Origin of the sequence: Massilia sp. TWP1-3-3 (assembly GCF_049897805.1) — a bacterium.
In the GTDB taxonomy this organism is placed as follows: Bacteria; Pseudomonadota; Gammaproteobacteria; order Burkholderiales; family Burkholderiaceae_D; genus Telluria_A.
Genome location: NZ_JAFCWX010000056.1, coordinates 1 through 11,943, shown reverse-complemented (window position 1 = coordinate 11,943; position 11,943 = coordinate 1). Strand labels below are relative to the sequence as shown.

The window sequence follows — 11,943 nt, the reverse complement described above, 5'->3', positions numbered from 1 at the left end:
CCACGCTGCGCTTCCGTCAACTCAACTTTCATCGCTACACGCATGATTTCCCCTCCATATGACAAGGATACATGCATATATATAATAAGTCTTATTATTTATGACGCACTACACTAGGTGGCTCATGGCGGAATGCACTGCGTTTTTCCGCCCTACGGACCGCGGAACGCGTGCACCCGGAGAGTGATGGATCTTTACATTACCCCGCGCTTACCGGGACACGTAGGGCGGAAAAACGCAGTGCATTCCGCCATGTGTGCGTCCCGTTGGCCCTTAACTGAACAAGCGCTGCAACTCCACCCCCGGGTCCGGCGCCCGCATGAACGCCTCGCCGACGAGGAACGCGTGCACGTTCGCTTCGCGCATGCGCTTCACATCGGCCGGCACCATGATCCCCGACTCGGTCACCACCAGCTTGTCCGGCCCGATGCGCGGCAGCAGGTCGATCGTCGTCTGCAGCGACGTTTCAAACGTGCGCAAATTGCGGTTGTTGATCCCCACCAGCGGCGTTTGCAGCTTGAGCGCGGCCGTCAACTCGTCGCCGTCATGTACCTCCACCAGCACCGCCAGCCCCAGCTCCAGCGCGCACGCTTCGAGCTCCGCCATCAGCCCGTGATCGAGCGCCGAGACGATCAGTAAAATCGCATCAGCCCCCATCGCGCGCGCTTCATAGATCTGGTACAGGTCGATCATGAAGTCCTTGCGCAGCACCGGGATGTCGCATGCCGCGCGCGCCTGCTTCAGGTAGTCCACGCTTCCCTGGAAGAACTGCACATCGGTCAGCACCGACAGGCACGCCGCGCCGTGGCGCGCATAGCTGTCGGCTATTTTCGCAGGCTGGAAGTCTTCGCGCAGCACGCCCCGCGATGGCGACGCTTTTTTCACCTCGGCGATCACGCCCGCGTTGCCCGCAGCAATATGCTTGCGCAAGCTCGCTTCAAAGCTGCGGATGCCGCGGCGGGCGTCGGCGTCGGCTTCGACCTCGCGCCGCAGGCTTGCCAGGTCGCGGTATTTTTTCGCCGCTGCGACTTCGTCAGCCTTGACGGCCAGGATGTTCTTGAGGATATCGGACATGATGTTCAACTTTGTTTGGTAAGGGCCAGCTTGATGCCGAGCCAGATGAATAGGCCGCCCGTGACGCGGTTCAGCCACAGCGCTACGATCGGGCTGACCTTGACGCGCGCGGCGACTCGCGCCGAGAACAGCGCCAGCGCCACGCACCACAGCATGCCGTTGACGTTGAAGATGCAGCCCAGGATGATGAACGCGAGCGCCTTGTCGGGCGCGGCCGCGTCGATGAATTGCGGCACGAATGCGAGGAAAAAAATCGCCACCTTGGGGTTCAGGACATTGGTCAGGAAACCTTGCGCGAATATTTTACGGTAGGGCAGGGGAGCGACAGCCGCCCTGTCCCCAGCCGGCGCGCGTTTGCTGCGCAACAGGCCAAGCGCCATCCACAGGATGTACGCGGCGCCAATGTACTTGACCAGCATGAAGGCGGTTGCCGATGTGGCGAGGATGGCGGACAGGCCAACGGCTGCCGCCAGCACATGCACCATGGTGCCGGTACCGATGCCCATCGCCGCCGCCACGCCCGCGCGCCAGCCCTGGGTGGCGCTGCGCGCCATGATCAGCAGCGAGTCGGGGCCGGGCATGATGTTGAGCAGCAGGCCGGAGAGGATAAAAAGTGCAATGTCGTGGATGCCGAACATAGTGTGCTCCGTCGCCCTCGCGCACGCGCTAACCCCTGGAACATTCGCTCTGCGCCGTCGTTCCATGGGCCCTGCGCGTGCGCGAGGGCGATGTCGTGGTTAATGTGCGCCCAGTTGCTGCGTGACGTCGACGAATTGCTTCATCTTGGCCACGGCGGCGCCCGATTCAATCGCGGTGCGCGCCCTGATCAAGCCTTCGCCGATCGAACTGGCAACGCCCGCCGCATACAGCGCGGTGCCGGCATTGAGCGCCACGATATCGCAGGCGGCCCCGGGAACGCCATTTAACGCTTCCATCATCCGGGCCTTCGACTCGGCCGCATCGGCCACCTTCAAATTGCGGCTGGCGATCATCGACAGACCAAAATCCTCGGGATGAATCTCGTACTCGCGAATCTCGCCGTTTACCAGTTCGCCGACCATGGTGGCAGCGCCGAGCGAGACTTCATCCATATTGTCGCGCCCCCATACGACGACGGCATGCTGGGTTCCGAGGCGCTGCAGCACCCGCACCTGGATGCCCACCAGGTCGGCATGGAATACGCCCATCAAGATATTCGGCGCGCCCGCCGGATTGGTCAGCGGCCCCAGGATATTGAAGATCGTGCGCACGCCAAGCTCGCGGCGCACGGGCGCGGCATGCTTCATCGCGGCGTGATGGTTGGGCGCGAACATGAAGCCGATGCCGGTCTGCGCGATCGACTGCGCAATCTGCTCGGGCTTGAGGTTGATGTTGGCGCCCAGCGACTCGAGCACGTCGGCGCTGCCGGACGACGATGACACGCTGCGCCCGCCATGCTTGGCCACGCGCGCACCAGCGGCGGCGGCGACGAACATCGCCGCCGTCGAAATATTGAACGTGTGCGCGCCGTCGCCGCCGGTGCCGACGATGTCGAGCAGGTTGGTGGTGTCGGCCATCGGCACCTTGGTCGAAAATTCGCGCATGACCTGGGCCGCGGCGGCGATCTCGCCGATCGTCTCCTTTTTCACGCGCAGGCCCAGCGTGAGGGCGGCGATCATGGTGGGCGACATTTCGCCCGACATGATCTGGCGGAACAGGTGCAGCATCTCGTCGTGAAAAATTTCGCGGTGTTCGATGCAGCGCAGCAGGGCTTCTTGTGGGGTGATCGACATGGTGGTTCCAGGTTAGCGTTCGAGGAAGTTCTTCAGCAGGGCATGGCCATGCTCGGACAGGATCGATTCGGGATGGAACTGCACACCTTCGATGTCGTACTCCTTGTGCCGCACACCCATGATCTCGCCGTCGTCGGTCCATGCCGTCACCTCCAGGCAGGCCGGGAGCGACGCGCGCTCGATGGCCAGCGAGTGGTAGCGAATCACCGTAAACGGGCTGGGAAGCGCCTTGAACACGCCCACGCCCGTATGCGCAATCAGCGACGTTTTTCCGTGCATGACCTGCTTGGCGCGAACCACCTTGCCACCGAACGCGGCGCCGATGGCCTGGTGGCCAAGGCACACGCCCAGGATCGGCATCTGCCCCTTGAAGCGCTGCAGGATGTCGATCGAGATGCCCGCTTCGGCCGGCGTCTTGGGGCCGGGCGAAATGCAGATGCGGTCCGGCTGCATGGCCGCGATCTCGTCCAGGGTGATTTCATCATTGCGCACGGTTCGCACTTCCTCGCCCAGCTCCCCGAAGTACTGCACCAGGTTGTAGGTGAACGAGTCGTAGTTGTCGATCATTAGCAGCATGTCAGAACTCCCCATCCAGGCCGTCTTGTACCTGCTCGGCCGCGCGCAGCACGGCGCGCGCCTTGTTTTCAGTTTCCTGCCATTCCATCTCGGGGATCGAATCGGCCACGATGCCGGCTGCAGCCTGCACGTACAGCATGCCGTCCTTGATCACGCCGGTGCGAATCGCAATGGCCACGTCCATCTCGCCGCCAAACGACAGGTAGCCGCAGGCGCCGCCGTAAATGCCGCGCTTTGTCGGTTCCAGTTCATCGATCACTTCCATCGCCCGCACTTTGGGCGCGCCGGTCAGGGTGCCGGCCGGGAAGGTGGCGCGCAGTACGTCCAGGTTCGACATGCCCGATTTGAGCTTGCCTTCAACGTTGGAGACGATGTGCTGCACGTGCGAGTATTTCTCCACCACCAGGCGCTCGGTGACCTTGACGCTGCCGATTTCGGAAATGCGGCCAAGGTCGTTGCGGGCCAGGTCGATCAGCATCACGTGTTCGGCGATTTCCTTCGGGTCGGCCAGCAGTTCCTTCGACAGTTCGGCGTCGCGCTCGGGCGTGGCGCCGCGCGGGCGGGTGCCGGCGATCGGGCGCAGCGTGACTTTCTTGCTGCCGTCGGAGGCGGTTTCGTTGCGCACCAAAATCTCGGGCGAGGCGCCGACGATCTGCATGTCGCCAAAATTGTAGTAGTACATATAAGGCGACGGGTTCAGCGAGCGCAGCGCGCGGTACAGCGTGAGCGGATTGTCCACATACGGCTTGCGGATGCGCTGGCCGATCTGCACCTGCATCAAGTCGCCGGCCATCACGTATTCATGCGCGCGCGCCACGGCCTTGAGATAGTCTTCCTTGCTGAAGTCGCGCACCGCTTCGGTGCGCACCGAGCTCGATGTCACCGGCGCGTCGACGCCGCGGCGCAGCATCATGCGCAAGTCTTTCAGGCGCTGGCGGGCCTTGGAAAACGCCTCAGGCTGGGCGGTGTCGGCGTAGACGATCAGATACAGCTTGCCCGACAGGTTGTCGATGACGGCCAGTTCTTCGGTCACCATCAGTTGAATGTCGGGCAGGCCCAGGTCGTCCTTGGGCGCGGAGCCGGCCAGCTTTTTTTCAATGTGGCGCACGGTGTCGTAGCCAAAGTAGCCGGCCAGGCCGCCGCAAAAACGCGGCATGCCGGGGCGCAGCGCCACCTTGAAGCGCGACTGGAACTGTTCGATGAAGTCGAGCGGATTGCCCTCGTGGGTCTCGATCACGGCGCCGTTCTTGACCACTTCGGTGCGCGCGCCAAAGGTGCGCAGCACGGTCGTGGCGGGCAGGCCGATGAAGGAATAGCGGCCAAAGCGCTCGCCGCCAACGACCGATTCAAGCAGGAAGGTGTTCTTGCCGGCGTTCTGCGTCTGGGCCAGCTTGAGGTACAGCGTGAGGGGCGTTTCCAGGTCGGCGAAGGCTTCCGCGATCAGGGGAACACGGTTGAAGCCTTCGTTGGCCAGCGATTTGAATTCGAGTTCGGTCATGCTTATCTCCATGCCGCCCAGGCGTAGTTGTGGGCAGTGGGTTCAAAAAAACCTGTCGACGCACGGACGCGGCCGACAGCAATCAATACGGGGTTACTTAGCCCAAGATTGCCAGCGTCGCCAAAGCCAGGCCTCAATCGAGCCGGTTTGGGTGACATTGTGTTTTTTGATGAAAAACATGTTTGGTGTGTTCAGTTTGCGGTGTTGTTGTGCGAACGAATAAGGTTGGCTGCTTCTAACAGCGTGTCAACTATACCATCGGAATCGGTTTCGTGTATAGACTGCCCGTGGTTGTAGCCATACGGGACCGTCAACACGAAGCAGCCTGCCGCGCGCGCCGCTTCGGCGTCGTTCGAGGAGTCGCCGATGGCCACTACCTGCGCCGGCGGCAGGGAAAAATCCGCGCACACCTGCAGCAGCGGCATCGGGTGCGGCTTTTTGCGGGGCAGCGAATCGCCCCCATAAAGCACATCGAAATACATCGCCAATCCCTTTTGCGCCAGCAGCGGCTTGGCAAAAGCGATCGGCTTGTTGGTCACGCAGGCCAGGCGCAGGCCCTGCTTGCGCAGCGATTCGAGGCCCGCAATCACGCCCGGATAGAGCTTGGTGTGCTTGCCGTTGATGCTCAGGTAGTGGCGCTGGTAGGACGCCATCGCGTCGCCGAAACGCGCTTCCACGCCGGCCGGCCCCAGGTCCAGTTCAAGCACGCTGCGAATCAGGTTTTCGGAGCCTTTGCCGACCATGCGCGCAATCTGGTCCTGGCCGAGGGGCGCCATCGCCATCTCGTCGCGCATGCGATTGATCGCCACATGGAAGTCGGGGACGGTGTCGAGCATCGTGCCATCAAGGTCGATGATGGCCGCGCCGATCGCAGCAGCGCCCGCCCGCATTACTTGCCCGTCTTTGCCAGTTCGACGCGCATGGCGTCGATGACGGCCTTGTAATCCGGCTTGCCGAAGATGGCCGAGCCGGCGACAAAGGTGTCGGCGCCGGCCGCGGCGGCGGCGGCGATGTTCTCGATCTTGATGCCGCCGTCAACTTCCAGCATGATGTCGCGCCCCGAGTCGTCGATCATGCGGCGCGCCAGCGCGATTTTTTTCAGCGCTTGGGCAATGAAGAACTGGCCGCCAAAGCCCGGGTTCACCGACATGATGAGGATCATGTCGATCTTGTCCATCACATGGTCGAGGAAGTGCAGCGGCGTGCCCGGGTTGAACACCAGGCCGGCCTTGCAGCCGTTGTCGCGAATCAGTTGCAGCGAGCGGTCGATGTGCTCCGACGCTTCAGGGTGAAAGGTGATGATGTTGGCGCCCGCCTTGGCGAAGTCGGGAATGATGCGGTCGACCGGTTTCACCATCAGGTGCACGTCGATCGGCACTTGCACGTGCGGGCGGATCGCTTCGCACACCAGCGGGCCGATCGTCAGGTTCGGCACGTAGTGGTTGTCCATCACGTCAAAGTGGATGATGTCGGCGCCGGCGGCGACGACATTGCGCACTTCTTCGCCCAGGCGGGCGAAGTCGGCGGACAAGATGCTGGGAGCGATGCGGAAGGTGGTCATGGCGGAGATCTTGCTGTTAATTAAAGATGCGCTATTTTAACGCCTTTATTGCGGCTTTTACTTTCGTTGGCCGCTCATTGACGCGTGCTTCAATTTGCCGTGCGAGGTATTATGTGTTCACAGACTTACATTAAAGGAAACACATGGCAGCTTACCAATTGAACGTCGACGTCAAGACCCAGTACCTGGCCGAACAGTCCGACCCGGCCAAGGGCAATTATGTGTTCACCTACACGATCACGATTCAGAATACCGGCACGGTCGCCAGCCAGTTGATTTCGCGCCATTGGGTGATTACGGACGCCAACAACCAGGTGCAGGAAGTACGCGGCCTGGGCGTGGTGGGACACCAGCCATTGCTCAAGCCGGGCGAGCAGTTCGAATACACCAGCGGCACGCAGATGGCGACGCCGCAGGGATCCATGTTCGGGGAATACTTCTGCGTGGCCGAGGACGGACATCAGTTCGAGGCGAAAATCCCCGAATTCGTGCTGTCGCTGCCACGCACCTTGCATTGATCAGTGATCGAGTCGCTGCGGCGGCTCTTTTTTTTCGGCCGGAGGCAGCGCTTGCTGGTGATCGGTCGGCTTCTGGCCGGAGTACATGGTCCACCATACAATAAATACCAGCAGGAACAGGGCCACGCCGGCTTCAACCATTAATATCCACATATAACTCCTTATGTCATTTACACGCCGCAGTTTACCCGTTTCCCTTGGACTCGTCGCGCTGGCCTTGGCGGCGTGTACGACGCCCGAGCCGCCGGCCCCGGCGCCTCCGGTACGCCCGCCCGTCAAGATGCCGCCGCCCGTGATGCCAACACCACTGCCTCCGCCTCCGCCTCCGGCCACGCCGCTGATGACGCCATCGACGTTCGGCGCGCTGCCGGGCTGGCAGCAAGATGACCTGCGCCAGGCGTGGCCCGCCTTCATGGCGTCATGCGCTGTGCTGGGGCGCAAGGACGAATGGAAGCCGGCCTGCAGCGCCGCGCGCGCCGTTGCCGCCAGTGACGGCAATGCCCTGCGCGCTTATTTTGAATCGTGGTTCGTGCCCAACCAGATCCGCGCCGCTGACGGTACCGATACCGGCTTGATCACCGGCTATTACGAGGCGGCGCTGCGCGGCGCGCGCAAGCGCGGCGGTGCCTTCCAGACGCCGCTGTACGCGGTGCCCGACGACCTGCTGACAATTGACCTGTCCAGCGTCTATCCGGACCTGAAGGGCAAGCGCGTGCGCGGCAAGCTGGTTGGCAAAAAGGTGGTGCCCTACAACGCGCGCGCGGATATGGGCACGGCCAATGTGGCGGGCAAGGAATTGCTGTACGTGGACGATCCGGTCGAGGCGTTTTTCCTGGAAGTGCAAGGTTCCGGACGGGTGCAACTGGCCGACGCCGGCGAGACGGTGCGCGTGTCTTACGCGGACCAGAACGGCCATCCTTACAAGGCGATCGGCCGCTGGCTGGTCGAGCAGGGCGAATTGACGGCCGAACAGGCGACGGCGCAGGGGATCAAGGCGTGGATCGCGGCCAACCCCGCGCGGCGCCAGGAATTGTTCAACGTGAACCCGAGCTATGTGTTTTTCCGGGAGGAACGCATTGCTGATCCAAGTGTCGGCCCGAAAGGCGCGCTCGGCGTGCCGCTCACGCCAGCGCGCTCGGTGGCGATCGATCCCACCATGCTGCTGCTGGGCGCGCCGATTTTCCTGTCGACGACGGAGTCGAACAGCAGCGTGCCGATGCAGCGCCTAGTGATGGCGCAGGATACGGGCGGCGCAATCCGGGGAGCGGTGCGCGCCGACTTTTTCTTCGGCTTTGGCTACGACGCCATGGAAAAAGCCGGCCGCATGAAGCAAGCCGGCCAACTGTGGGTGTTGATGCCGAGAGCGGTGGCGCAGTAGCAGCGATCGTACTATCGACTTATCTTGCCATCGTGCCGGCGGTGTTTTCGCTGTTCACTTTGGCGATGCGGGTCTTGATGCGTTCGACCTTGCCGGGGCTCTTTTCGTTCGCGGCAAGCTTGTTCAGGATCGCGATCTGGGCTGTTTTGAAGGCGTCTTCCGCCGTGACGCTGACGTCGGGAGCGACGCCCACGCCTTCCCAGTTGGCCTTGGTGACCGGGCCCAGCGAGCGGCCATTGGGCACGAACATGGCAAAGTTCTGGTTCAGGCGCATCACATCGCCGGGATGGGCGCCGCCGCCTGTGGTTTCGCCCACCAGGGTAATGCGCTTGAGGCCTTTGAGCGCGTAGCTGAAGTCTTCAGCGGCCGAAAAGGTGTATTTGCTGGTCAGCACATACACGTCTTTCTTCTGGCCAAAGCGCGTGCCCGGGACCACGTCCGAACTCCACATTTGCTCGGTCCGCTCGCCTTCGCGGAAATAGATATCTGTCATGTGGGTGCGTTCGTCGAGCAGGTAGCTGGCCAGCAAGGTCACCGTGGCCGGGTCGCCGCCGCCGTTCTTGCGCAGATCGATGATCAGCGCATCGGTGTGCGCCAGCAAGGTCATGGCAGCGGCCAGGGTGTCGGCGGCATCCTTGGCCGGCGCAAAGGCGCGCAGGTCCAGGTAGCCGATGTTAAATGGCAGGCGCTCGACGCGCTCCACGCCAAAGTTTTGCGAGCGCATGCCGGCCAGTTGCTGTTCGTGCTCTTCGACGGACGGCTTCTTGTCTTTTGGTTCCTCAGGGATCGGTTGCGCGCTGTAGAACAGGCGCAGGTGCTTGTCCCTGGTCTGCGCAAAGACGTGCTCGGTAAGCGTGGTGCTGAGTTTTTCGGCGCTGGTGATGCTATCGTAGTCGCCCTTCTTTTGATGCTGGCGGATCACGGCCTCGACCTTTTTCGCTTGTTCAGGGAACACATAGCTTCTGTGCATTTCCTTGATCATGGCGTCGATGACGGCTTGGCGCTGGGCCGCACTGACCACCATGTCCGGCTGGTTGGGATCGGGCCGCATCTGGGCGCTGGCTGGAACAAAAGCCAAAGCACACAGCAGCATGCCGCTCGCGATTGCACATCTGAAATTGTTCATTTTTGTGTTCCCTTGTCAGTGTTGGTGGAATCGTTTTCAAGCTGGGAGCGCGCTTCCCGGATCCGCTCGCCAAATGGTTTGGCGGCCAGGGCGCGAATGGCGCTGTCGAGCACATCGGTCAGCGAATAGGGCAGGGCCGCTTCGAGCGAGGCGGAGGCAAGCGCGGTGGCTTGCCAGCACATCTTTAATTGGGGAACGAGGTCGCGCCCGTGTTGCGTGAGGCGGATCATTTTCTGGCGCGCATCGGTGGGACTGGCTTGCACCGACACAATGCCGTCCTTGACCATCAGGGCGATGGTTTGGGTTGCCGCGGGCTGGGTGATGCCGGCGGCCTCGGCAATAAATCCGATCGTCGCCGGCTCCTTTGCCATCAGCGAGCGCATCACCGGCGTATAGCGTGGGCGGTAATTGAGCCCCGCTGTCTCGTAGGCGTCGCCGACAGCGCCGTCGAGCAATTCGATCAAATGGCGCAGTTGGGTTCCATGTGTAGATTTCATCCAGGTATTGTATAAGTGGTTATATAAGCAGTAAACAAGATTTCGAAAAAACTTTTGCTGCGGCCATGCCGACGGCAAGCACGCTAGGTGGCGGCGCAGGCGATACAATTGCCGATTCAGTATTTATAACGAAGGGATTCCCATGCAATATGCAGACTTGTTGATCGAAACGCACGGCCGCGTTGCCGTCATCCGCTTGAACCGCCCCAAGGCGCTGAACGCTTTGAACGACAACATGATGAACGAGCTGGGCGACGCGCTGACCAAGTTCGACGCTGACAAGAACATTGGCTGCATTGTGCTGACCGGCAGCGAGAAAGCCTTTGCCGCGGGCGCCGACATCGCAGCGATGGCCAACTACGACTACACCGACACCTATGGCGGCAACTACATCGGGCGCAACTGGGAGCATATTCTCAGCGTTCGCAAACCCGTCATAGGCGCTGCCGCCGGTTACGTGCTGGGCGGCGGCTGCGAGCTGGCCATGATGTGCGATTTCCTGATCGCCGCCGACAATGCCAAGTTTGGCCAGCCGGAAATCAAGGTGGGCGTCACGCCAGGCGCCGGCGGCACCCAGCGCCTGCCGCGCACCATCGGCAAATCCAAGGCAATGGACATGCTGCTGACCGCGCGCATGATCGACGCGGCCGAGGCTGAGCGCATGGGCCTGGTCTCGCGCGTGGTGGCGGCCGACAAATTGATGGAAGAAGCAATCGCAGCGGCAACCATCATTGCCGCAATGCCTTTGTCGGTGGCCATGCAAATCAAGGATTGCGTCAACCGCGCTTTTGAAACCACGCTGACCGAAGGCGTGCGCTACGAGCGCCGGTATTTCCACGCGGGCTTCGGTACGCCTGCGCAGAAAGAAGGCATGGCGGCGTTCCTGGCCAAGCGCCCGGCCAATTTCGACGGTTTGTAAAAGTACTAGGCTGCGGCCAGCGTCGGCTTGACCGCTGCCGCGGGCGGCCCCAGCACTTCAGCCAGTTCCATCAGCCCCTGTTGCGAAGCGGCCAGCAAATCGCGCTCGATCGCCGCCATGGCTTCGTCGAACGGCGCCGTCAGCCGCACCAGTCCATAGGCGCGGTTGCGCCCGTTCTGCTTGCCCACATACAGCGCCAGATCGGTCAGCTGTATCGCCCGCTCCCAGCTGCACTGTTCTTCGGTCAACCCGGAAAACGGCAGCGCAATGTAGCCAGCCGTCAGCGTCACCGGCACCGACAGCTCGCCCAGTTGCACCGGCTCCGCGCACACGCTGTGCAGCAGGCGCTCGACCATCGTGCGCAGCAAGTCGCCTTCGGTATCGGGCGCGTAGATCAAGAATTCCTCGCCGCCCCAGCGCAGCGCCATGTCGGTGTCGCGCACGGTCCGCTTGAGCCGGGCGGCGATTTCGACCAGCACGCCGTCGCCCACCGTGGGCGCGACCTTCAGGCAATCTTTGCAATGCCGGGTCAGCGCCGCCCCAAGACGGATCGGTGGCTACGCTGGACATCATGCCTAGTAGGTAGACCGCCAAAATATAATGCCGCCAAAAAAATAATCTCTTGTAAGTCCTTGCCAAGCCCGTGCGAGCTTTGCTATAGTTCGCCTCCCCGATGAAAAGGTTAACGAAATCAAGTAGTTGCAAGCTTGTCAGGGACGTTTCGAAAGAGACGGAGTAGTAAAAAAGAGGTTGACGAAAAACGCGAAACGCTGCATAATCTCACCTCTCTGCTGCTTACGAACAAAACGCTTCGTAGGGCACGGAAAGCAGTACCGAATAGCTCTTTAAAAATTAACAGTCGATAAGTGTGGGCGTTTGATGAAGGTGCCAACGAAGCGTAAGCTAAGTTGAATACTTAAATTATCAAATGTTCACAAAGAAGAAATATAGGCGCTTCGCAAGAAGTGGCCTGTCAGTATTTTGAGTGAGCGATCTGTCCGCAAGGACATTAAACAGAGATTGA

At 61.4% G+C, this 11,943-nt stretch carries 14 protein-coding genes; 3 read left to right on the top strand and 11 right to left on the bottom strand.

Annotated features, from left to right (window positions below; genetic code table 11):
- Positions 1 to 273: 273 nt before the first annotated feature.
- The 7 genes from trpC to rpe all read right to left on the bottom strand — a co-directional run bounded on the left by trpC (position 274) and on the right by rpe (position 6,481).
- Positions 274 to 1,074: an indole-3-glycerol phosphate synthase TrpC gene (trpC, locus tag ACP7D4_RS26895; RefSeq protein WP_426212396.1), complete on the bottom strand. Its 801-nt coding sequence runs from the start codon at positions 1,072 to 1,074 to the stop codon at positions 274 to 276.
- Positions 1,075 to 1,079: 5 nt separating this feature from the next.
- A complete protein-coding gene (locus tag ACP7D4_RS26890) occupies positions 1,080 to 1,712 on the bottom strand; it encodes a LysE family translocator (RefSeq protein WP_426212394.1) in 633 nt (210 codons plus the stop codon).
- Between the two features lie 99 nt (positions 1,713 to 1,811).
- Positions 1,812 to 2,846 (bottom strand): anthranilate phosphoribosyltransferase, encoded by a 1,035-nt coding sequence (gene trpD, locus ACP7D4_RS26885; RefSeq protein WP_426212392.1) that lies wholly within the window; start codon positions 2,844 to 2,846, stop codon positions 1,812 to 1,814.
- A gap of 12 nt (positions 2,847 to 2,858) precedes the next feature.
- On the bottom strand, positions 2,859 to 3,422 hold the full coding sequence (locus ACP7D4_RS26880) for an anthranilate synthase component II (protein WP_426212390.1): 564 nt from the start codon (positions 3,420 to 3,422) through the stop codon (positions 2,859 to 2,861).
- 1 nt (position 3,423) lies between these two features.
- A complete protein-coding gene (gene trpE / locus ACP7D4_RS26875; RefSeq protein ID WP_426107846.1) occupies positions 3,424 to 4,920 on the bottom strand; it encodes an anthranilate synthase component I in 1,497 nt (498 codons plus the stop codon).
- Positions 4,921 to 5,111: 191 nt separating this feature from the next.
- Entirely contained in the window at positions 5,112 to 5,810 is a 699-nt protein-coding gene (locus tag ACP7D4_RS26870) for a phosphoglycolate phosphatase (protein WP_426107847.1), read from the bottom strand.
- Positions 5,810 to 6,481, bottom strand: coding sequence for a ribulose-phosphate 3-epimerase (gene rpe / locus ACP7D4_RS26865; RefSeq protein WP_426107848.1), 672 nt, complete (start codon positions 6,479 to 6,481; stop codon positions 5,810 to 5,812). Before rpe ends, ACP7D4_RS26870 begins: the two co-directional genes overlap by 1 nt.
- Positions 6,482 to 6,624: 143 nt before the next feature.
- Between rpe and apaG the strand changes: the two genes are divergently transcribed.
- Positions 6,625 to 6,999 carry a Co2+/Mg2+ efflux protein ApaG gene (apaG, locus tag ACP7D4_RS26860; RefSeq protein WP_426107849.1) on the top strand — a complete coding sequence of 125 codons (375 nt, stop codon included), beginning with the start codon at positions 6,625 to 6,627 and terminating at the stop codon, positions 6,997 to 6,999.
- Here the strand turns inward: apaG and ACP7D4_RS26855 are convergent, their stop codons facing one another.
- Complete coding sequence (locus ACP7D4_RS26855; RefSeq protein WP_426107850.1) at positions 7,000 to 7,152, bottom strand: hypothetical protein; 153 nt, start codon at positions 7,150 to 7,152, stop codon at positions 7,000 to 7,002. It abuts the gene before it with no gap.
- A 10-nt stretch (positions 7,153 to 7,162) separates the two neighbouring features.
- Here ACP7D4_RS26855 and mltA point away from each other — a divergent pair, with 10 nt between their 5' ends.
- A complete protein-coding gene (gene mltA / locus ACP7D4_RS26850; RefSeq protein ID WP_426212388.1) occupies positions 7,163 to 8,377 on the top strand; it encodes a murein transglycosylase A in 1,215 nt (404 codons plus the stop codon).
- A gap of 19 nt (positions 8,378 to 8,396) precedes the next feature.
- Here the strand turns inward: mltA and ACP7D4_RS26845 are convergent, their stop codons facing one another.
- A complete protein-coding gene (locus ACP7D4_RS26845; protein ID WP_426212386.1) occupies positions 8,397 to 9,503 on the bottom strand; it encodes a S41 family peptidase in 1,107 nt (368 codons plus the stop codon).
- Positions 9,500 to 10,000 carry a MarR family winged helix-turn-helix transcriptional regulator gene (locus tag ACP7D4_RS26840; RefSeq protein WP_426212385.1) on the bottom strand — a complete coding sequence of 167 codons (501 nt, stop codon included), beginning with the start codon at positions 9,998 to 10,000 and terminating at the stop codon, positions 9,500 to 9,502. The genes ACP7D4_RS26845 and ACP7D4_RS26840 overlap by 4 nt, the downstream gene beginning before the upstream one ends.
- A gap of 142 nt (positions 10,001 to 10,142) precedes the next feature.
- On the opposite strand from ACP7D4_RS26840, the gene ACP7D4_RS26835 reads away from it, so the two are divergent.
- On the top strand, positions 10,143 to 10,919 hold the full coding sequence (locus ACP7D4_RS26835) for an enoyl-CoA hydratase (RefSeq protein ID WP_426107854.1): 777 nt from the start codon (positions 10,143 to 10,145) through the stop codon (positions 10,917 to 10,919).
- Between the two features lie 5 nt (positions 10,920 to 10,924).
- On the opposite strand, the gene ACP7D4_RS26830 is transcribed toward ACP7D4_RS26835, so the two are convergent.
- Complete coding sequence (locus ACP7D4_RS26830) at positions 10,925 to 11,410, bottom strand: GGDEF domain-containing protein (RefSeq protein WP_426107855.1); 486 nt, start codon at positions 11,408 to 11,410, stop codon at positions 10,925 to 10,927.
- Between the last annotated feature and the right edge of the window lie 533 nt (positions 11,411 to 11,943).

Excerpts from the sequence above, each read along its gene's own strand:
- trpC (WP_426212396.1), bottom strand. The coding sequence starts at position 1,074 with ATGTCCGATATCCTCAAGAACATCCTGGCCGTCAAGGCTGACGAAGTC.
- ACP7D4_RS26890 (WP_426212394.1), bottom strand. The coding sequence starts at position 1,712 with ATGTTCGGCATCCACGACATTGCACTTTTTATCCTCTCCGGCCTGCTG.
- trpD (WP_426212392.1), bottom strand. The coding sequence starts at position 2,846 with ATGTCGATCACCCCACAAGAAGCCCTGCTGCGCTGCATCGAACACCGC.
- ACP7D4_RS26880 (WP_426212390.1), bottom strand. The coding sequence starts at position 3,422 with ATGCTGCTAATGATCGACAACTACGACTCGTTCACCTACAACCTGGTG.
- trpE (WP_426107846.1), bottom strand. The coding sequence starts at position 4,920 with ATGACCGAACTCGAATTCAAATCGCTGGCCAACGAAGGCTTCAACCGT.
- ACP7D4_RS26870 (WP_426107847.1), bottom strand. The coding sequence starts at position 5,810 with ATGCGGGCGGGCGCTGCTGCGATCGGCGCGGCCATCATCGACCTTGAT.
- rpe (WP_426107848.1), bottom strand. The coding sequence starts at position 6,481 with ATGACCACCTTCCGCATCGCTCCCAGCATCTTGTCCGCCGACTTCGCC.
- apaG (WP_426107849.1), top strand. The coding sequence starts at position 6,625 with ATGGCAGCTTACCAATTGAACGTCGACGTCAAGACCCAGTACCTGGCC.
- ACP7D4_RS26855 (WP_426107850.1), bottom strand. The coding sequence starts at position 7,152 with ATGTGGATATTAATGGTTGAAGCCGGCGTGGCCCTGTTCCTGCTGGTA.
- mltA (WP_426212388.1), top strand. The coding sequence starts at position 7,163 with ATGTCATTTACACGCCGCAGTTTACCCGTTTCCCTTGGACTCGTCGCG.
- ACP7D4_RS26845 (WP_426212386.1), bottom strand. The coding sequence starts at position 9,503 with ATGAACAATTTCAGATGTGCAATCGCGAGCGGCATGCTGCTGTGTGCT.
- ACP7D4_RS26840 (WP_426212385.1), bottom strand. The coding sequence starts at position 10,000 with ATGAAATCTACACATGGAACCCAACTGCGCCATTTGATCGAATTGCTC.
- ACP7D4_RS26835 (WP_426107854.1), top strand. The coding sequence starts at position 10,143 with ATGCAATATGCAGACTTGTTGATCGAAACGCACGGCCGCGTTGCCGTC.